The organism is Neoaquamicrobium microcysteis (genome assembly GCF_008180155.1).
Lineage (GTDB): Bacteria > Pseudomonadota > Alphaproteobacteria > Rhizobiales > Rhizobiaceae > Aerobium > Aerobium microcysteis.
The window spans coordinates 143553-163727 of record NZ_VSZS01000068.1; the positions used below are offsets into that span (position 1 = coordinate 143553).

21 protein-coding genes and 1 tRNA gene are annotated in these 20175 nt (G+C 64.7%); 9 read left to right on the forward strand and 13 right to left on the reverse strand.

All coding sequences use genetic code 11. The annotated features are described in order from the left end of the window. Positions 1-3: 3 nt before the first annotated feature. The 13 genes from FY036_RS21560 to rpmH all read right to left on the reverse strand — a co-directional run bounded on the left by FY036_RS21560 (position 4) and on the right by rpmH (position 12438). Positions 4-267 carry a hypothetical protein gene (locus tag FY036_RS21560; protein WP_148916840.1) on the reverse strand — a complete coding sequence of 88 codons (264 nt, stop codon included), beginning with the start codon at positions 265-267 and terminating at the stop codon, positions 4-6. 107 nt (positions 268-374) lie between these two features. Further along, a complete protein-coding gene (eutH, locus tag FY036_RS21565; RefSeq protein ID WP_148916841.1) occupies positions 375-1607 on the reverse strand; it encodes an ethanolamine utilization protein EutH in 1233 nt (410 codons plus the stop codon). A 95-nt stretch (positions 1608-1702) separates the two neighbouring features. Continuing rightward, positions 1703-2986 carry an amidohydrolase family protein gene (locus FY036_RS21570; RefSeq protein WP_148916842.1) on the reverse strand — a complete coding sequence of 428 codons (1284 nt, stop codon included), beginning with the start codon at positions 2984-2986 and terminating at the stop codon, positions 1703-1705. Further along, positions 2983-3927 carry an ABC transporter permease gene (locus FY036_RS21575; RefSeq protein ID WP_201744831.1) on the reverse strand — a complete coding sequence of 315 codons (945 nt, stop codon included), beginning with the start codon at positions 3925-3927 and terminating at the stop codon, positions 2983-2985. The genes FY036_RS21570 and FY036_RS21575 overlap by 4 nt, the downstream gene beginning before the upstream one ends. A gap of 4 nt (positions 3928-3931) precedes the next feature. Next, complete coding sequence (locus tag FY036_RS21580) at positions 3932-4981, reverse strand: ABC transporter permease (RefSeq protein ID WP_148916843.1); 1050 nt, start codon at positions 4979-4981, stop codon at positions 3932-3934. Next, on the reverse strand, positions 4971-6509 hold the full coding sequence (locus FY036_RS21585) for an ABC transporter ATP-binding protein (protein ID WP_148916844.1): 1539 nt from the start codon (positions 6507-6509) through the stop codon (positions 4971-4973). The genes FY036_RS21580 and FY036_RS21585 overlap by 11 nt, the downstream gene beginning before the upstream one ends. Positions 6510-6670: 161 nt before the next feature. Next, the gene (locus tag FY036_RS21590; protein ID WP_148916845.1) at positions 6671-7711 is read right to left on the reverse strand and encodes a BMP family protein; all 1041 of its coding nucleotides are present in this window, start codon (positions 7709-7711) and stop codon (positions 6671-6673) included. 139 nt (positions 7712-7850) lie between these two features. Further along, positions 7851-8507, reverse strand: coding sequence for a ribosome biogenesis GTP-binding protein YihA/YsxC (gene yihA / locus FY036_RS21595; RefSeq protein WP_148916846.1), 657 nt, complete (start codon positions 8505-8507; stop codon positions 7851-7853). Between the two features lie 10 nt (positions 8508-8517). Next, positions 8518-9162: a CatB-related O-acetyltransferase gene (locus FY036_RS21600; RefSeq protein WP_148916847.1), complete on the reverse strand. Its 645-nt coding sequence runs from the start codon at positions 9160-9162 to the stop codon at positions 8518-8520. A 121-nt stretch (positions 9163-9283) separates the two neighbouring features. Continuing rightward, positions 9284-9838 carry a fasciclin domain-containing protein gene (locus FY036_RS21605; RefSeq protein WP_148916848.1) on the reverse strand — a complete coding sequence of 185 codons (555 nt, stop codon included), beginning with the start codon at positions 9836-9838 and terminating at the stop codon, positions 9284-9286. A 249-nt stretch (positions 9839-10087) separates the two neighbouring features. Next, a complete protein-coding gene (gene yidC, locus FY036_RS21610) occupies positions 10088-11926 on the reverse strand; it encodes a membrane protein insertase YidC (protein ID WP_148916849.1) in 1839 nt (612 codons plus the stop codon). A gap of 9 nt (positions 11927-11935) precedes the next feature. Then, entirely contained in the window at positions 11936-12268 is a 333-nt protein-coding gene (rnpA, locus tag FY036_RS21615) for a ribonuclease P protein component (RefSeq protein ID WP_148916850.1), read from the reverse strand. Positions 12269-12303: 35 nt separating this feature from the next. Continuing rightward, entirely contained in the window at positions 12304-12438 is a 135-nt protein-coding gene (rpmH, locus tag FY036_RS21620; RefSeq protein WP_011579721.1) for a 50S ribosomal protein L34, read from the reverse strand. A gap of 325 nt (positions 12439-12763) precedes the next feature. Between rpmH and FY036_RS21625 the strand changes: the two genes are divergently transcribed. The 9 genes from FY036_RS21625 (at position 12764) to FY036_RS21665 (ending at position 20057) form a co-directional block, all read left to right on the forward strand. After that, the gene (locus FY036_RS21625) at positions 12764-14272 is read left to right on the forward strand and encodes a sensor histidine kinase (RefSeq protein WP_148916851.1); all 1509 of its coding nucleotides are present in this window, start codon (positions 12764-12766) and stop codon (positions 14270-14272) included. Positions 14273-14394: 122 nt separating this feature from the next. Beyond that, positions 14395-14471: transfer RNA gene (locus tag FY036_RS21630), tRNA-Arg, on the forward strand. Between the two features lie 341 nt (positions 14472-14812). Continuing rightward, complete coding sequence (locus tag FY036_RS21635) at positions 14813-15775, forward strand: ArdC family protein (RefSeq protein ID WP_126006700.1); 963 nt, start codon at positions 14813-14815, stop codon at positions 15773-15775. After that, entirely contained in the window at positions 15772-16113 is a 342-nt protein-coding gene (locus FY036_RS21640; protein ID WP_126006702.1) for a hypothetical protein, read from the forward strand. The genes FY036_RS21635 and FY036_RS21640 overlap by 4 nt, the downstream gene beginning before the upstream one ends. 125 nt (positions 16114-16238) lie before the next feature. Further along, positions 16239-18392, forward strand: a complete 2154-nt coding sequence (locus FY036_RS21645; protein WP_126006704.1) for a ParB/RepB/Spo0J family partition protein — start codon at positions 16239-16241, stop codon at positions 18390-18392. A gap of 86 nt (positions 18393-18478) precedes the next feature. After that, positions 18479-18739: a DUF6117 family protein gene (locus FY036_RS21650; protein ID WP_126006706.1), complete on the forward strand. Its 261-nt coding sequence runs from the start codon at positions 18479-18481 to the stop codon at positions 18737-18739. Next, positions 18739-18936 (forward strand): hypothetical protein, encoded by a 198-nt coding sequence (locus FY036_RS21655; protein ID WP_126006708.1) that lies wholly within the window; start codon positions 18739-18741, stop codon positions 18934-18936. Before FY036_RS21650 ends, FY036_RS21655 begins: the two co-directional genes overlap by 1 nt. Before the next feature lie 70 nt (positions 18937-19006). After that, the gene (locus FY036_RS21660) at positions 19007-19420 is read left to right on the forward strand and encodes a hypothetical protein (protein WP_126006710.1); all 414 of its coding nucleotides are present in this window, start codon (positions 19007-19009) and stop codon (positions 19418-19420) included. Continuing rightward, complete coding sequence (locus FY036_RS21665; RefSeq protein WP_126006712.1) at positions 19413-20057, forward strand: antitoxin of toxin-antitoxin stability system; 645 nt, start codon at positions 19413-19415, stop codon at positions 20055-20057. Before FY036_RS21660 ends, FY036_RS21665 begins: the two co-directional genes overlap by 8 nt. Positions 20058-20175: the final 118 nt, after the last annotated feature.

Here is a 20175-nt window from a genome sequence, read left to right on the forward strand (position 1 = left end):
GCGTCAATTGCCGCGCGGCGGGAGCACGGGAACAGGCTGGTAAATGACCACGGGCCAGCTGCTGCGTTCGAACGACGCCATGCTGGCACGGCGCTCGGCCCGGCGATCGAGCTCAATGCGCTGCAGGCATTCGGCAAACGCTTCGCTGCCCTGCCGAAATCCGTAGTCCCGGCATACTGCTTCGTCGGCTGCGCGACGCTCCTCCAGTGTCGTGGTGCAGCCGGCCAGCGCGGCGAGCGCGACGATCAGGGGGATGGTCGGTTTCATGACAACCTCGCGAAACTGTAGCCAAGACTATTGAACCTGAACATTGGCGTCCAGTTTTATCGCTGCGTTCCATTCACTCCATCCAGACCAGCGCCCAGGTTGGATGGCTATTCGGCGGGCGCTACCTGTGCGCCGTCGAAACCCGGCTCGCTCGCGGCCAGTTCGACCGCCTTCGGCACCGACAGCCACAGCGCGATGGCGAAGCCGGCAATGCCACCGCCAAGCTTGCCCAGCAGCAGCGGCAGGATGGTGGCAGGCTGGAAATTGGCCGAGAATGCCAGATGGTCGCCGAACATGAAGGCCGCGCATACGGCAAAGGCAATGGCCAGCACCTTGTCTTGCGGGCGCATGTCGCGCACCAGCCGGAACATCGCGATGATATTCGCGCAGGCGGCTAGGAGGCCGGCAGCACCCGCTGCCTCGACGCCGATGCGCTTGCCCAGCGCCTCCATCGGCCCGGCCAGATACTTCGTCAGCAGGTACACCATCGGAAACGCGCCGGCGAGCATGATGCCGATATAGCCGGCGATCTCGAGCGCGCGGAACTGGTCTGCCTCGTCCGCGATAATCGGATCGAAGCCCCAACCACCGAAAACCATGCTGAAAAAGCCGGTGAAGTATTCGACGATGGAAAATACCAGCACGAGCGTGATGCCGGCATACATGATCCGGCCAAACCAGAGAAAGCCCGTAATCATCGCGTCGGGCGCGAACCTCAAGCCCAACGCAATGGCGACGCAAAAGACTATCAGGGGCAGAAGGTTGGTGAGGATCGCGCCGAAGGTGAGGCCGATGGTGTGCATCGTCTCGGTGTCGGCGGTGTTGACCGTGGGGCGCACCTCCAGCCCGGACATCGCGAGGATCGCACACGTGATAAACACGCCGACAGGCACGCTGAGGATGCCCGACATGATGCCCAGCGCCATGTATTTGTGGTCGCGCTTTTCGAGCATGGCGAGACCGACGGGGATGGAAAAGATGATGGTGGCGCCCGCCATGTAGCCGACCACCGCAGCCATGATCCAGCCGTCGCGCGTTTCGGCAAGCGCGTCAGCCAGTTGGTAGCCGCCCATGTCGACGGCGATGATGGTGGTGGCCGCGATGGCGGGGTCGGCCCCGATAACGGAGAAGAGCGGCCCGACCAGAACGCGCACGAACTCCGACAGATAGGGGATCGCGGCCATGATGCCTGCAACGGGAATGAAGATAGGACCTATCGCATAGATGCCTTCTCGAAACTCCTTGCCCAGCCCTTCATCCGCGTTGCGGATCGAGGCAATGGCGCCGGCAACCGCGCAAGCCATGATGATGTAGATGACGACGGTTCCGATAGCGGCCATGTGTCCCTCCCCACACTGCACCCGCGACTCGCACGCAGGCATTGCGATGATGCCGTAGCGTCAACCGGATGGAAAGTGGGTTTGGAACGAGGCGCCTAGTGGGGAGTGACGTGGCGCCGGTGGACGTTCGCCGGCCTGCCGGGCAACGCCAAGGCAGTGGCGCGACGCGGACGCTCCGCGACCAGCCTGCCCTTGGCGACCACGGCGACGCGGTCGGCGCGCAGGCGGATCGCCTCGATAGGGTTGCCGGCATCGAGCACGACAAGGCTGGCTGTCTTGCCGACTTCCAGTCCGTAGTGGTCCAGCCCCATGATGGCCGCGCTGGTCTTCGTCACCATGTCGAAGCAGCGGCGCATGTCGTCAGGGCTGGTCATCTGCGCCACGTGAAGCCCCATGAACGCGACGTCGAGCATGTCGGCCGTGCCCAGCGAGTACCAGGGGTCGAGCACGCAATCCTGCCCGAAGCCGACGCGAATACCTGCCTTCAGCATCTCGGGCACGCGCGTCATGCCCCGGCGCTTGGGATAGGTGTCGTGGCGGCCTTGAAGCACGATGTTGATGAGCGGATTGGGGATCGCCGACACCTGCGCCTCGGCGATCAGCGCCAGCAGCTTGGAGACGTAGTAGTTGTCCATGGAGTGCATGGAGGTGAGGTGCGAGCCGGCCACCCTCCCCTGCAACCCAAGGCGCTGCGTCTCATACGCAAGCTGCTCGATGTGGCGCGACAGCGGGTCGTCGGTCTCGTCGCAGTGCATGTCGACCATCAAGCCGCGCTGCGCAGCGATCTCGCAAAGCTCGGTGACGGAGCGGCGGCCGTCCTCCATCGTGCGCTCGAAATGCGGAATGCCGCCGACCACGTCGACACCCAGGTCGAGCGCGCGGATCGTGTTCGCCCTGGCCGTCGGATCGCGGAAATAGCCGTCCTGCGGGAAGGCGACCAATTGCAGATCGATGTAGGGCGCGACTTCCTTCTTGACCTCCAATAAAGCCTCGACGGCGAGCAGCCGGTCGTCGCAGGTATCGACATGGGTGCGGATGGCCAGCAGGCCCATCGACACGGCCCAATCGCAGTAAGCGAGCGCGCGCTGCTTGACCGCCTCTTGGGTGAGCAACGGCTTCAACTCACCCCACAGCGCGATGCCTTCCAGAAGCGTGCCAGAGGCGTTGATGCGCGGGATGCCGTAGGAAAGTGTGGCGTCCATATGGAAATGCGGATCGACGAAAGGCTGCGAGACGAGGCAGTCGGCAGCATCGACGTCGCTACCCGCTTCCGCCTCAATAGTAGGTTCGATGGCAGCAATTTTGTCTCCCCGAATGCCGATGTCAGCACGCGTTCCATCCGGCAGGATGCCGCCCTTCACGATCAGGTCGAAGCTCATCTCTCGCCTTTCTGGTATGGAATCATCAACGCCTTGGGATAGGCCGCGCGCCGTGACATGACGACCAGCGCCAGGATCGACAGGACGAACGGCATCATCAGGAAAAGCTGGTAGGGCACCGCGCCACCGGTGATCTGCTGCAGGCGCACCTGATAGGCGTCGAAGGCAGCGAACAGGATTGCGCCCAGCAGCGCCTTGCCCGGCCGCCACGATCCGAACACCACGAGCGCGATGCAGATCCATCCGCGGCCATTTATCATCTCGAAGAAGAAGGAGTTGAAGGCCGACATGGTCAGGAACGCGCCACCTACGGCCATGAGCGCGCTGCCGGCCATGACCGCGCCCGTGCGGATGGCGGTTACGCTGATGCCTTGCGCCTCGACGGCGGACGGGTTCTCGCCAGCGGCACGCACGGCTAACCCCAGAGGTGTCCGATAGAGCACCCATGCAACCACGCCGACGGTGACGAAGGCGAGATAGGTCAGCGGCGTCTGGTTGAAGAGCGCGGGCCCGAGCACAGGAATCTCGGAGAGTACGGGGACCGGCAGCGGCTGGAACGACGCGATCCGGGGCGGCGACGTCACTTCCGGCAGGACGATGCGGTAGGTGAAATAGGTCAGGCTGGTGGCCAGCAACGTGATGCCGATGCCGACCACATGCTGCGACAGGCCCAGCGGCACCGTGAGCGTGGCATGAAGCAGGCCGAACATCGCGCCGGCCATCGCTGCAATCGCCACGCCGGTCCACAGATCGCCGCCGAGATAGACGGTAAGCCAACCGGCGAACGCGCCCGCAACCATTATGCCCTCGATGCCGAGGTTCAGAACGCCAGCCCGCTCGCAGATGAGCTCGCCCATGGTGGCGAAGATCAGCGGCGAGGCGATACGGATCGCTGCAACCCAGAAGGATGCGGTAAAGAGGATTTCGAATGCTTCGATCATTGCATCACCGCCACCTCACGCGGAAACGCGTGAGCATGATTGCGACCACCATCGTCAGCAGCGAGGTCGCAACCATGACCTGCGCGATGTAGGAGGGAACGCCGGCGGTTCGGCTCATGGCGTCGGCTCCGACGAAGATGCCGGCGACGAAGATGGCGGCCAGCACCACGCCCAGCGGGTTGAGCATGGCCAGCATGGCGACCACGATGCCGGTGTAGCCGAAGCCCGGCGAGAGGTCCAAGGTGAGATTGCCCTTGAGCCCGGCGACCTCGGAGAAGCCTGCGAGCGCCGCCAGGCCGCCGGACAGCAGCGCTGTCTTCATCAGCACGTGATTGACAGGGATGCCGGCAAAACGAGCGGCCTCCGGGTTATGGCCCACGGCACGCATCTCGTAGCCCAACGTCGTCTTTTTCATGATGACCCAGACCGCCACGGCCGCCACCAGCGCTATGAGGAACCCCAGATGCAGCCGCGTGCGCGGAATCAGACGCGGCAGTTGGGCCTCGGCGATGACGCGCTGCGATTGCGGCCAGCCCATGCCCATCGGGTCTTTCAAAACACCTTCCAGCAGCATCGACACGAAGAGCAGCATGATGAAGTTGAACAGAAGCGTCGTGACGACCTCGTCGACGCCGAAGCGTGTCTTGAGTATGGCCGGGCCGAGAAGAACGAGCGCGCCGGCCGCCATGGCCACGACCATGATGAGCGGAATGAGTATGGGGGCCGGTAGTGGCAAAAGGCCGGTGCCGAGCACGACAGTGATGATCGCACCGGCGTAGAGTTGGGCCTCGGCGCCGATGTTCCAGAGCTTGGCGCGGAACGCCACGGCAACGGCCAGCCCGGTGAAAATGAGCGGTGTCGCGCGTGTCAATGTTTCAAGAAGTGCGAACTGCGACCCGGCTGCTCCCTTCGCCACCAGCCCGAAGACGGAGAAGGGCGAAGCCCCTGCAGCAAGGACCAGCAGCGACGAAATGACGAACGTCGCGGCCATCGCGCCGATGGGATAGGCAAGCATGGTGGCCAGAGATGGCGCCGGCTTCGGCTCAAGCCGCATCGGCTGCCTCCCCCATGCCGTGGCCGGCCATGAGTTCGCCGAGTTGCTGTATCGAGCGTTCGCCGCGCGGCGAGGGCTCGGATATTTTGCCCTTGAACATGACGCGCACTTCGTCGGACAGCGCGAGGATTTCGTCGAGATCTTCGGAGATAAGCAGGATAGCCGCGCCCCTCCCCCGCGCCTCCAGAAGCCGCCGGTGGACATAGGCGACCGCGCCGACATCAAGCCCCCGCGTCGGCTGGTTGGCGAGGATGACGACGGGGTCGGGATAGAGCGCGCGGCCAAGGATGAGCTTCTGCATGTTGCCGCCGGAGAGCAGCCTGATGCGCGCGTCGGGCGACGGGCACTTCACATCATAGTCCCGGATCAGTTCCTCCGCGAAGGCACGCGCGGCTTTCCAGTCCATGAAGCCGTGCCGGCTGAACTGGGCGGAGCGGTAGCGCTCGGCGATCACGTTTTCGGCGACGCTCATGTCACCTATGGAGCCGACGGCGTGTCGGTCCTCGGGAATGCGGGCGATGCCCCCTTCGAGTGCCTTGCGCGGCGACCAATCCGAAACCGCAGCACCGGCAAGGCGCATGGTGCCCGCTGAAGGGGCGAGCGCGCCGGCCAAGAGTGCTGCAAGAGCTGCCTGTCCATTGCCGGAAACGCCGGCAAGGCCGGTGATGACGCCGCCGTGCAACCGTAGCGATACATGATCGAGCGCGCTGCCGCCGGCGCGCGCAGCGGTTGAGACATCGTCGAGGGACAACAGCTCGCCGCCACGTACGACCGGGGCAACGGGCGGCGACATCACCTCCCGCCCGACCATGAGCGCTGCAAGTTCTTGCCTTGTCGTGTCAGCCGTTATGCGCTCGCCGGCCAGCCTGCCGCCACGCAGCACCAGCACGCGGTCGCTGACAGCCATCACCTCGTTCAGCTTGTGGGAGATGAAGATGATCGAGAGCCCGCGCGCCACCAGCATCTTGAGAGTGCGGAACAGCCCTTCCGTCTCAAGCGGCGTGAGCACGGCCGTGGGTTCATCGAGGATGAGCACGCGCGCGTCGCGATAGAGCGCCTTGAGTATCTCGACGCGCTGGCGTTCGCCCACCGACAGAGCGGCGATCTGCCGGTCAGGATCGACGGCGAGGCCGAAGTCGGTCGCTAGCTGGCGGATGCGAGCCCGTGCGCCGGAACGGTCCAGCCGCCAAGACCAGGGGTTTTGCGTGCCCAGCGCAATGTTTTCGAGCACCGTCATGTTGTCGGCCAGCGTGAAATGCTGGTGGACCATGCCGACGCCGGCGCCCAGCGCAGCGCGCGGATCGCCCGGCGGCAGCATCCGGCCAAACGCCTCGACAGTGCCTTCGTCGGCCACATAGTGACCGAAGAGGATGTTCATTAGCGTCGTCTTGCCTGCTCCGTTCTCGCCCAACAAGGCGACGACCTCGCCCTTACCCAGTTCCAGCGAAATCGAATCGTTGGCGACCAGCAGGCCGAACCGCTTGGTCACGTTGGCGATGCGAAGGACGGGCGTGCTATCTGACGTCATGGAACAACGGTAATGGTTGGCGCGGTCCCTCCGCTCGCGGGAGGCTGGACAATCGCCGAGAGCGATTGGGCGGGAGGGTTCGCCGCGGCACCCCCGGCTGATCTGCCCCACCCGCCTCACTTCGCTCGGCATCCTCCGCTCAAGGCAAGGAAAGCCGCAGATCAGCTCGACTTCGGCTCCTCGTCATTGATCTCGACCGTAAACGAGCCGTCTTTGATGGCCGCCTCGCGCTCAGCCACCAGCGCCTTGATCTCGTCCGGCACCTTGTCTTCGAAAGTGCCGAGAGGTGCTATCGAGCAGCCGCCTTCCTTCATGAAGGAGTAGACCCCGTAATCCTCAGCGGTGAAGGAACCCGCCTTGACCTGCTCGATGGCGCGGTCGAGCGTCGGCTCGAAGTGCCAGAGCGCGGACGCGACGACGGTTTCCGGATAGTCCGCCTGCGTGTCGATGACGTTGCCGATGGCCAGAACGCCGCGTTCCTGTGCGGCATCGGAGACGCCGAAGCGCTCCGCATAGAGGATGTCGGCCCCGGCATCGATCTGGGCGAAGGCGGTTTCCTTCGCCTTGGGCGGATCGAACCACGAGCCTATGAAGGCGACCTGGAATTTGGCGTCGTCACCGGCCGTCTCGCGCACGCCTGCCATGAAGGCGTGCATGAGGCGGTTGACCTCGGGAATCGGAAAGCCGCCGACCATTCCGATGTTCTTCGACTGGGTCATTGCGCCCGCGATGAGGCCGGTGAGATACGACGCATCCTGAATGTAGTTGTCGAAGGGCGCGAAGTTCGGCACCGCCGCGTCTTCCTTGAAGCTGGACCCCATGAGGAAGGCGACCTCGGGATAGTCGCGCGCGACGTCACGTGCGGCCTGCTCGACGCCGAACACTTCGCCCAGGATCAGCTTGTTGCCCGCCTCGCAGTATTCGCGCATCACGCGCTCATAGTCGGTGTTCGAGACGTTCTCGGTCGCCGTATATTCGATGTCACCGCGGTCCTTGGCAGCGTTGGCGGCGATATGGATGCGGCTGACCCACTGCTGCTCGAAAGGCACGGTATAGACGGCCGCAACCTTGAGCGGCTCCTGCGCGAAAAGTCTTGTCGGCAGGCCAGCCGTGGCGGCAAGGACAGCGCCTGCCCCGGCGGTCTTGAGAAGGCTGCGTCGCGTGGGCGTGAAAAATTTCAGGTTCTTCGGAAAATCGGGCATTTGACCACCTCTGGTTGGCTTGCGTTGACGTTGCAATCCCGTCTCTTTTTATCGTTTGGTCAACGCTAGGCGAAATTTGACGGAGCGGCAATCGACGCCACGGGTTTGCCGCAAATTCTTGCGCTGCCAGCTGAAAGCTTCACCCGCCGCTGACGGCCAACGCTATCGCCGCGCGCAGTTCGTCCATTCCCTCACCCTTCTCCGACGAGGTGGCGAGGATGGCCGGAAAGGCTGCCGGACGCTTCTTCACCTTCTCGGCCGTTTCGGCAACGAGACGCGGTACGCCTGCGGCCTTGATCTTGTCGATCTTGGTGAGAACGATCTGGTAGGATACGGCCGCCTTGTCGAGCAGGCTCAGCACCTCTTCGTCATTCTTCTTGATACCGTGGCGTGCGTCGATCAGCACGTAGACGCGCTTGAGCGTAACGCGGCCCTTGAGATAGTCGAAGACCAGCTTGGTCCAGGCATCGACCTGCGCCTTGGGAGCCTTGGCATAACCGTAGCCGGGCATGTCCACCAGCGCCATGGGTGGCAGGTCGCCCGCCTCGCCCGAATAGCCGTCGGGCACGAAGTAGTTGAGCTCCTGCGTGCGCCCCGGCGTATTCGACGTGCGGGCGAGACCCTTCTTGCTCACCAGTGCGTTGATGAGCGATGACTTGCCCACGTTGGAGCGGCCGGCGAATGCGATCTCGGCCGGCCCTTCCGGGGGCAGGAACTTCATCGAGGGCACGCCGCGGATGAATATCCACGGCCGCGTAAACACGTCGCGCCCTATGCCTTCTGCCTCACTATCCATCGCCGCTTTCCTACACCGATCTTTCCAGCCGATCGATGTCGGCGCCGCGGATGGCATCAAGGTTGCGCGTGATCTTGTCAACCGGCCAATCCCACCATGCCACAGCAAGAAGCCTTCGGACGGTGGCTTTCTCGAACCGCATCTTGACCACACGTGCCGCATTGCCGGCCACGATCGCATAGGGTGGCACGTCGCGCGTAACCACCGAACGCGCGGCCACCACCGCTCCGTCGCCTATGGTGACGCCCGGCATGATCACCGCCTCCATGCCGATCCACACATCGTTGCCGACAGTCGTGTCGCCGCGAACTTCCTTTTCCCACGTGCCGACGTCGAAGCCCTTTTCCCAGCCATGCCCGAAGATATTGAACGGATAGGTGGAGAAGCCAGACATTGCATGATTGGCGCCGTTCATGATGAAGCGCGCGCCTTCGGCTATGGCCGAGAACCTGCCTATCACAAGCCTGTCGCCGATGAAGTCGTAGTGATGCAGCACGCATTTGTCGGCGAACGTGTCCGGCCCGTCGGGGTCGTCGTAGTAGGTGAAGTCTCCGATCTCGATATTGGGCCGGTCAATCAGAGGCTTGAGAAAGCCGACACGGGGATGCATCGGGATCGGGTGCTTGATTTCGGGTTTGGGGCCCTGGTCTTCCATGGAACGCCTCCTGTCGTGCACAAAACAGGGTAGCGCAGGGAGCGCGCTTCGCCAAAACGCGAACGGCCCGCACGAGGCGGGCCGTTCGTAGAGCACGGACGTGCTGACTGGCTAGATCGCGTCAGCCGGGGATCAGCACGCGGTTGACGACATGGATAACGCCGTTCGACTGATTGACCGTAGCGATGGTGACGACGCTTCGGTTGCCCTGCGCATCGACGACAGCGACGCCGCGACCCGATGGCACCACAGTGAGCGTTCCGCCTTGAACGGTGGTAAGCCGAGCCTGCGAGCCACCTGCGCGCGCGCGCCTCAGAAGGTCCGACCCCGACAGACGGCCTGGAACCACATGATAGGTGAGCACGCTTGTCAGTTGCCCACGGTTGGCCGGCTGCAGTAGCGTGTCTACGGTACCGGCCGGCAGCCGTCCGAACGCCGCGTTGACCGGCGCGAATACGGTGAATGGCCCCACCCCCTGCAGTGTTTCGACGAGGCCGGCCGCCTGAACGGCCGCTACCAGCGTCGTATGATCCGCGGAGTTGACCGCATTCTCCACGATGTTGCGGTTGGCAAACATGGGCGCGCCACCCACCATCGGATTTTCCTGGGCGCTAGCCATGCCGGTAAGGACGAGTGCGGTCGAAAGCGCAAGCGCCTTGATCGAGATTCCCTTCATAAGATTGCTCCTCCATTGGCTCGGTTGTCGAGCGATTGGAGCCACGCCATCACTGTCAGGGAAGTTTCGGAGATAACCGATTCGTGATTGTCGATTAGGTCGAGCCGTTCGCCGACCCAGCGGCTGCGGTACACCTTCTCGCCGTCAATGCACCCCGGATGTCCTCACCGGGCGGAGACAGCACGATCTGCTACCGGAGGATTGATAATGAAAAGGCCCCGTTGCCGGGGCCTTCTTTCGTTCAACGTCCTATTCCGCCGGCTGGCTGGGTTTCTTCTTGAACAGGCCGATCAGGTTGTCCCACAACTCGATCTTGGCGCCTTGGCGTTTCATGATGACGCCCTGCTGAATGATCGACAGGAAGTTGTTCCAGGCCCAGTAGATGACGAGACCCGCCGGGAACGTCGCCAGCATGAAGGTGAAGACCACCGGCATCCAGTTGAAGATCATCGCCTGCGTCGGATCGGGCGGCGTCGGATTCATGCGCATCTGCAGGAACATGGTGATGCCCATGATGACGGGCCACACGCCGATCATCAGGAATGCCGGAACGCTGTACGGCAAAAGGCCGAACAGGTTGAACAGCGACGTCGGGTCGGGTGCGGAAAGATCCTGAATCCAGCCGAAGAACGGCGCATGCCGCATCTCGATCGTGACATACAGAACCTTGTAGAGCGCGAAGAAGACCGGAATCTGGATGAGGATCGGCCAGCAGCCTGCAAGCGGATTGATCTTCTCCGTCTTGTAGAGCTCCATCATCGCCTGCTGCTGCTTCATGCGGTCATCCGCGTATTTCTCGCGGATTTCGAGCATCTTTGGCTGCACCTTCTTCATGTTCGCCATGGACTTGTAGGACTTGTTGGCGAGCGGGAAGAAGATGGCCTTCACCACGACCGTCGTGGCCAGGATGGCGAGGCCGAAATTGCCCAGCATCCGGAACAGCCAGTCGATGAGGTAGAACATCGGCTTGGTGATGAAATAGAACCAACCCCAGTCGATCAGCAGGTCGAACTGGCGGATGCCTCGATCGGCCTCATAGGCGTCGATCTTCGCGGTTTCCTTGGCGCCGGCGAAAAGCAGCGTCTCCACCGTGCGCGACTGCCCGGGCTCAATGGCCAGCGGATCGGTCAGGTAATCCGCCTGGTAGCGGACGCGGCCATCGTCGAAGAAGGCATAGCGGGGCTGGAAGGGCTGAGCCCCCGAAGGCACCATGGCGACCGCCCAGTACTTGTCGGTGATGCCGAGCCAGCCATCCTCGGACTTGCCGGGCTGGATTTGCCGCTTCTCGGCCAGATCGGAATAATCGATCTCCTGCAGGCCCTCCGTTCCGGTCACGCCGATGAGGCCTTCATGCAGGATGAAGAAGCCTTCGATCTGCGGCGTGCCAATGCGCGCCACGCGGCCGTAGTTGGACAGGGTCACCGCCTCGCCGCTCTCGTTCGCGACAGTGTCGGAGATGGTGAACATGTAGTCGTTGTCGACCGCGATGGTGCGCGTGAAGGTCAGCCCACGATCATTGGTGAAGGTGAGGGTGACCGGCGTCGCCGGCGTCAGCGTCTGCTCGCCCTCCACCGACCAAACGGTGTCTGGCCCCGGAACGGCGCCCGTTTGAGCGTTGCCGATGAAGCCGACCTCGGCATAGTAGCCGTCAGGCATCGCTGCGGGATTGAGCAATTCGATGTTGGGGGAGTTACGCTCGACCGTCGTGCGATAGTCCTTAAGAACGAGATCGTCCACGCGCCCGCCCGTCAGGCTGATCGAACCGGAAATGCGCGGGGTGTCGATCGCAACGCGTCCGCCGGAGGCGAGCGCGGCAGCGCGCGAGGAACCGGCAGGCACGCCAGCACCCGTGTCAGGCACCGCGGGCGTGGGAGCCACGCCCCCCGGCAGGTCGGAATCGCCCGGCGTGGCCGGCAGGTCCGGCTGCTGCTGGGTCACCTGGCGCTGCGCTTCTTCGGCCTGCTCAGCCTCGATGCGGGCGGTCTCGCGCTGCGCCTCGATGCGCGGGTTCATGTAGAACACCTGCCAGAGGACCAGGATCAGCACGGAAAGCGCGATCGTGATGAAGAAGTTACGATTGTTTTCCATACGGTTCCCTTACCGCGCGCCGCGTATCCGGCGGGAAAGCTCTTGCCTGAGTTCGTCGAAGGGGACGCCAAGCACCTCGCGTCGACCGACGATCACATAGTCGCTGCCGGCTGCCATGTCACCACCGGCGTGAACGCGGGTGGCTTCCTTCAACCTTCTGCGGACGCGGTTTCTCACCACGGCGTTTCCGACCTTCTTCGTGACGGTAAGTCCGAAGCGGGGCGCCGCATCGTCCGCCCGGTCGAGGACCTCAAGCAGAAAAAGCCGCCCGCGGCGCTTTTCGCCACGCCGGACGGCCAGAAATTCCGAGCGCTTCTTCAAGCGCCCGGGCTGTTTGCCCATTGGCCGGATAGTCAACTGACCGGCCTTCGACCACGTCAGGCGGAAAGCCGCTTGCGACCGCGATTGCGGCGGGCAGCGATCACGCCGCGGCCGCCCTTGGTGGCCATGCGTGCGCGAAATCCGTGACGGCGCTTGCGAACAAGCTTGGAGGGCTGATAGGTGCGCTTCATTTGTTTAATACCGCGGAGTGCGGCCCTTCTTGAATCTGTCTCAACGTGAGCAGGAGCATTCGCCGGCCCTTCCATGCACAGCCAAAGGCTGCGCCGGACCAAGGGCCCGAGCGTGAGCGGGCTTATAGGGACATGCCGGCTATGAGTCAATCGGCGGCCGAAGCCGCGCAGGCGATCCGAAATGACCGCGCCTGCGTAAAAGAGACGCACCCGTCAATCGAGGCCCCCAAGGGGTGAAATTGGCAAGTGTGCCGCAATCTCCTATTTTGCGAGCGAGCATTTGCCGTCCCCTGCCCGCCGGATTGAAGACCCGCGCCAGGCCGGCATGACCAAACCGGAGGAAAGTGTGCCGCAGAGAGGCCAAGTGGAGGAAACCGGACGCAAGCGGAGCAACGAACAGGTTCCGCTGTCACGGGGACTGTCGACCAAGCTGCTGCTGCTCACCATACTATTCGTCCTGCTGGCCGAGGTGCTGATCTTCGTACCGTCGGTCGCGACCTTCCGGCTGCGCTGGCTGGAGGAGCGCCTGGCAACGGCGGCGGCCGTCGGCATCGTGCTGATGGAAAGCGACGCCGACAGCCTGTCGCGGCAGATCCAGGACGACGTGCTCCTTTCGCTCGACGCCAAGGCCGTTGCGGTGCGTGCCGACGGCGCTTCACAGCTTCTCGTCGTCACCGAGATGCCCCCGCAGGTCGACCTGCACATAGACCTTGCCGACACCTCGCTTCCCACAGCAATGAGCGAAGCACTCTATACGATGGTGCTGGGCGGGGACCGGGTGCTGCGCGTCTTCGGACCTGTCGGGGAAAGCGACAAGGAATTCGAACTGGTGATGGCTGAGACAAAGCTGCGAAAAGCGCTGCTGGTCTATGCCCGCAACGTGGCAATCCTGTCGCTGCTGATATCGCTTATCACTGCCACGCTGGTGTTCTACGCCATCAACCGCATCATGATCCGGCCGATCCGCACGATGACCCGCTCCATGCTGGATTTTTCGGAGGCGCCCGACGACCCGGCGCGGATCATCCGTCCCGAGGCGCGGGACGACGAAATCGGCGTGGCCGAGCGCGAGCTCGCCTCCATGCAGAGCCAGCTTCAGCGCACACTGGGCGAGCGGAAGCACCTGGCCGATCTGGGTCTCGCCGTCTCCAAGATCAACCACGACATGCGCAACATCCTGGCGGCAGCACAGCTCACCTCCGACCGGCTGGCAACGGTGAAGGACCCCACGGCGCAGCGTTTCGTGCCGCGGCTTGTGCGCGCGCTTGACCGTGCGGTCTCCTACTCGGAAGGCGTGCTTTCCTACGGCCGCACGCAGGAGGCGCCGCCGATGCGCAGGCGCGTTCGGCTGCATCTCCTGGTAGAGGAGGTGCATCTGCTGCTCGGGCTCGATCCGGACGGAGGCATCGAGTTCGTCAACGCGGTCGACCCCGAGTTGGAGATCGATGCCGACCAGGAACAGCTTTTCAGGGTGCTTTCCAATCTGGCGCGCAATGCCGTCCAGGCCATGGCCGGCGAACGCGAAGGCATCGTCGTGCGCCGGCTCTCCGTCAGCGCCTCGCGAACAGGAAGCATCTGCCGCATCCTGATCGAGGATACCGGCCCCGGCCTGCCGCAGAAAGCGCGCGAGAACCTGTTTGCGGCGTTTCGCGGTTCGGCGCGCAGCGGCGGCACCGGCCTGGGCCTCGCCATAGCCCATGAGCTCGTGCGTGCGCATGGCGGCACGCTGGAACTGGTGGAAAGCCGTGGCGGACATACGGTCTTCGCCATCACCATTCCCGACCAGCCCGTCGACCTAGACGCAGCCCGCACCGCGCTGCGCAGGCCCGCCTGAGACGGGCGATGAAAGTTTTGCGATGGGCCGCTTGCATTTCGTGCGATGAGTGGCTAGGTAACGCCGCACGAAACGCGGCGACGCCTAGTCGCCGGGTTCAGGTCGGTTCGCCGGCCCGGCGCGCGCCCGTAGCTCAGCTGGATAGAGCACCAGACTACGAATCTGGGGGTCAGAGGTTCGAATCCTTTCGGGCGCGCCATTTAACCCACTGAAATCACTTCATTTTCTGCCTTCAGCGCGATAGCTCCCCAGCATAAAAATCCATTTTAGTCTGGGTTTTAGTCTGGGGTTTTTGTTGCAGATAGACGCGGAATGTCGGCATCGGCAGCATGTGATTCCCACTTTTTGATAGCTGGTGGGGCGAATTTGATGATGGTCTCGGGGGGAAAGCCTTCCCCCTGGCCGGCACTTCGTTGCCGGCGCACCCCCTTCTGCGGGGAGACCCCGCAACGCCCCCCTAGAGTGAGAGGCAGGCCGGGTTTGCCGTGACGGGCTGGGATCGGGAGAGAGGCTCCCGAGGCCCGTCGCGGAGTAATCCCGATGGCCAGACATGACCGCAGCGCTCGCGCCGGCTCGGACCGGACGAGCCTTTACGACGACATCACCGACAAGATCATCGCCGAACTGGAGGCGGGCCGCGTGCCCTGGGTGCAGCCTTGGGGCACCCCCGAGGCCGACGCGCTCCTCGGCCTGCCGAAGAACGCCGTCACCGGCCGGCAATATTCCGGCATCAACATCCTTCTTCTCTGGGGCGCCGTGGTCGAGCGCGGCTTCCCCGGCCAGGGCTGGCTCACCTTCCGCCAGGCGCTCTCGCTCGGCGGCAATGTTCGCAAGGGCGAGCACGGCACCACGGTCGTCTACGCCGACCGCTTCATCCCCGACGAGGAAAAGAAGCGCGCGCAGGAAACCGGCGAGGAAGCCCACGCGATTCCCTTCCTGAAGCGCTTCACCGTGTTCAACACCGTGCAATGCGAGAACCTTCCCGAAGACGTCACCGTCGCCGCACCGCCTCCGCCGCCCGGCCAGATCGAGCCCACCGTCGAGGCGCTCATCAAGGCCACCAGCATCGACTTCCGCATCGGCGGCGACAAGGCATTCTATATGCCGGCCCCCGACTATGTGGTCGTGCCGCCCCCGGCCGCCTTCTTCGAGCCGATCAACTGGCACCGCACGGCCCTGCACGAGCTGTCGCACGCCAGCGGCCATCACTCGCGCCTCGCTCGCGATCTCGGCGGCTCCTTCGGCTCGAAGAAGTATTTCGTCGAGGAATGCGTCGCCGAGCTTTCGAGCGCCTTCTGTTGCGCGGCGCTGGGCATCAGGCCCACCGTGCGCCATGCCGACTATATCGGCGCGTGGATCGACACGATGCGCGAGGACAACCGCGCCATCTTCCGCGCCGCGTCGCAGGCCAGCAAGGCGGCCGACTGGCTTCTCTCCTTCCTGCCGGCCGACGAGCAGCCCGCCGTCGATGCCGCCTCCTCGATCGACAGGAGGGCGGCATGATGACCTACGCGCAATTGCGCACCGCGCTCGCTCGGATGGAGGAGAGCCTGGCTGAGACCCGGCACAACCTCGCCCTTGTCGAGCGCCGGCTTTGCGACGGCGCGGAAGCCGAGACCATCAGGCGGCGCCCGAAGTCGCGCTGGTATCATCGCCGGATGAGCCGCTGGACCGGAGCCGACGAGGCCGAATACCGGCGCATCCTCGATCGTACGTCCAAAGCCGCGCAGGCCGAGCTTGAGCGGCTTCGCCGCAAGGTCGAGCGGCAGAACGGCGCGATTTTAGCGCTGCGCTGCAAATACCGCATCAACGACGAACGGCCCCGGCAGTACGCCTTGTGACCGTTCCGGCCGATGGCTGCGCCGGTGTGTGCCGGCGCAGCCGAGAGGAAGAGAGGTGCCGGGGTTTCCGTGACGGGTTGGAAGCGGAGAGAGAGGCTCTCCGCGCCCGTCGTGGAGAAACCACGATGGCAAGAGCTGCCAGGAAGAAGTCCGCCGCCGTCCCAATGATCGTGTTCTCGCGGGCGCGCGATATTCCGTTCAACCGGATCAGGCTGTCGGACAGCAATGTCCGCGAGGTCGACGTCGAGGCCGGCCTGGACGAACTCACCTTCGACATCGACCGCCGCGAGGACCTCGTGCAGGGTCTCAATGTCCGTGCCATCCTCGACGCGGACGGCAACGAGACCGGCGATTTCGAGACGCCGGCGGGCGGGCGCCGCTACAGGTCGATCGCCCGGCTCGTGAAGGCGGGGCGTTTCCCCGAGGACGGGCTCGTTCCCTGCATCGTCAAGAAGGCCGACGCCAAGACCTCGGCCGTGGACGACTCGCTCGCAGAGAACGTGCTGCGGCTGGCGCTGCATCCCCTCGATCAGTTCCGCGCCTTCAAGCGCATGGTCGACGGCGGCATGTCCGAGGCGGAGGTCGCCACCGCCTACTTCACCACCGAGCGCTATGTCGCGCAGCGCCTCGCGCTCGCCAAGGTCTCGCCGAAGCTGCTGGAGGTCTATGCCGAGAACGGCATGACGCTGGCGCTGCTGGAGACCTTCACCGCGAATCCCGATCATGCCCGTCAGGAGCAGGTCTGGGATGCCGTGAGGCAGTCGCACTACCGCGAACCCTGGCACGTCCGCCAGATGCTCACCGAGACCAGCGTTCCCGCGTCCGACAAGCGCGCCATGTTCATCGGCCTCGACGCCTATGTCGCGGCCGGCGGCCCGGTGCTGCCCCGCTACCTGTTCGACGAGGAGGATGGCGGCTGGCTCGACGACGTGCCTCTGCTCGACAGGCTGGTTGCGGACAAGCTCAGGACCGTCGCCGACGAGGTGGCCTCCGAGGGCTGGAAGTGGATCGCCGTCAGCCTCGACCTCCCGCTCGGCCACGAGCGGGGCCTTCGCGTGCTCGCCGGCACCTTGCCCGAACTCACGCGGAAGGAGCGCAAGCAGCGCGAGGCGCTGCGCGACGAGTACGACGCCCTGATGGCCGAGCATGACGGCTGCGACGAGCTGCCCGACGAGATCCACCAGCGGCTCAGCGAGATCGAGGCGGCGCTTGACGCCTTCGAGAACCGCCCGGCCATCTATGACCCGGCCGAGATCGCCGGCGCCGGCGCCTTCATCTCGGTCGATTCCGATGGCGATCTTGTCGTCGAACGCGGCTATGTCCGGCCCGAGGACGAGCCGGCCGCGGCCGTCGACGGCGAAGCGCCGGAGGCCGTAGGCGCCGACGGCGACGGCACGGAGGAGCCGCGAGTCATGCGGACCGTCATCACCATCGGCGGCGAGCCTGCCGAGCCGGAGGAGGACGAGGAAGACGTCATCCGTCCCCTGTCGGAAAGGCTGGTGGCCGAGCTGACGGCGCATCGCACGCTCGCCCTGCGCGACGCCGTGGGCGCCAACCCGCAGGTCGCGCTCACGGCGCTGCTGCACAAGCTGGTGCGCGACACGTTCGGGCGCTCCACCACCGGCGCCGCGGTCGGGGCTTCCGTCCGCGAGGTCTATTTCCGCGAGCAGGGTCCGGACCTCAAGGACAGCCCCTATGCGCAGTCGGTCAAGGAGCGGCACGACGGCTGGAAGGCGGACCTTCCGTCCGACGACGACGCGCTCTGGGACTGGCTCGCCGCGCTCGACGAGGCCAGCCGCCTGGCGCTGCTCGCCCATTGCGTGAGCTACGGCGTCAACGCGCTCTACGAGCGGCCGAACCCGATCAGCGCCAGCGGCATCTCGCAGCACGGTCTCGACCTTCGCATGGCCGAGGCCGACCGGCTCGCCCGCACCACCGGCCTCGACATGATCGAGGCGGGCTTCCGGCCCACGGTCGAAAACTATCTCGGCCGCGTTCCGAAGACCCGCATCCTCGAAGCCGTCCGCGAGGGCGCCGGCGATCGCGCGGCCGACCTGATCGCCCATCTGAAGAAGGGCGACATGGCCGAGGAAGCCGAACGGCTGCTCGCTGAAACCGGCTGGCTGCCCGAGCCGCTGCGGCCGCTCGACGCCGAGCCGGAGCTTGAGGCGGGCACGGAGGGCGATGGCGAGGCGCTTCCCGCCTTCCTCGCCGGTGATGAGGAGGAGGCGGTCGGCAGCGTTGAGGGCGATCCCGAGCATCTGGTCGCCGCCGAATAGTCGCGGAGCGGCTCCGGCCGCTCCCTTCCATCCCTTCACTCTCGGCCCGGCCATGCGCCGGGCCGTTATCGTTTCAGGAGATCGACATGGCGATTCCCGACCATGCACGCACCAACTTCAAGACGCTGCTGAGAGCGGCTGGCGATGGCAACCTCGCCCTGATGGAGTGCCAGGACGCCGCGACCGGCAACCTGCGCTACGTCATCTGCGCGGTCGGCCGCGACGGCGGCGATTACGTCTTCACGCCGTTCGGCCATCTGGCCGATGGCGATCCCTACGACGCCTATCTTCCGCCGGACCCGGACGATCCGTCCGGCTTCCTGGCGCCCGACGACGGAGGCCGGTGATGCTGCACACGCTCTATCCCAATCTCGGCGTCACCCCGCTCGATACGGACCGGGCCGTGCTCCGGGCGGCGGTAAGATTTCTGTCGCCGGAAGTCCGCGCCGATCCGTGCCGGCGGCTGCTCCGCAGGATCTTCTACTGCGCGATGCTTCGCCGCCACGCGGAGATCCAGCGTGGCTTCATGCGAACCCGCCACTGACGTCGTTCCCTCCCTTTCTCCCAACCTCGCCCGGCCTCTTGCCGGGCATTTTTCGTTTCAGGAGGCTTCCATGCCCACCTTCACCATCGAGACCGCGCATGACGTGCCGGTCTACCGTCTTCGCAGCTACGAGGCCGATACCGTCGACAAGGCATGCCGGCTGGCGGTGGACGACGGCGATTGGTCGATCCGCAAGATTTCTCACGACACCCCCGGCGAAACCTTCGTCAGCGGCATCTGGGAAGGAACCGGCGCTCCCCACTCGGCCCGCAGCCTTCCGGTTCCCTCGCAATATGGCGACACCATGCGCCGGAAGGCCCGGCATTTCGAGGTGCTGCTCGGCCTTCTCAAGATGTTCGCCGCCGCCGATCCGGCAGCGCCTGAACTCGCGCTCTGGCGGCAACGTGCGGTGTCCGCAATCGCCAAGGCCGAAGCGATGATGGCCGCCGCCCGCGATCCCAAGGGGAGCGACCGCCATGCCTGAGATCGTCGAAACCACCGTCTACCGCCTCGGTGAGCTGTCCGCGGACGCGAAGGACAGGGCGCGTGCATGGTATCGCGAAGGCGCGTTCGACCATGACTTGCACGAGTTCATCTTCGATGATTTCGAGCGTGTCTGCGAGATTCTCGGCGTGCGGCTCCGGACCCGCACCGTTCCGCTCTATGGCGGCGGCACCCGTCAGAAGCCGTGCATCTACTTCTCCGGCTTCTGGAGCCAGGGCGACGGTGCTTGTTTCGAGGGAAGCTACAGCCACGCCAGGGGCGCACCGCGAAAAATCCGCGACCATGCTCCCAAGGATGGCGAGCTTCACCGGATCGCCGACGCGCTCCAGGCGATCCAGCGCCGCAACTTCTACCAGCTCCATGCCGGCGTCAGCCATCGCGGCCGCTACTGCCACGAATACTGCATGGTCATATCGGTGGAACGCGACAGTCCTATCTATCAGGACATGACCGCCGACGCCGAGGACGCCGTGACGGAGGCGCTGCGCGATCTCGCACGCTGGTTCTACCGCCAGCTTGAGCGTGAATACGAGTTTCTGTTGTCGGACGAGGTGGTCGACGAGGCCATTGCCGCGAACGAATACACCTTCACCTCATCTGGCCGCCGCTTCGGCTGATCCGCTTCCGGCAGATCGCGCGGGCGCTTGCCGGTCCCGGTGGTCCGAGAGCGAGAGGAAGGCCGGGACGGGTTCGAGCCGGTGCGGTCGAGAGAGAGCGCCGGTCGGCTCGTCCCGT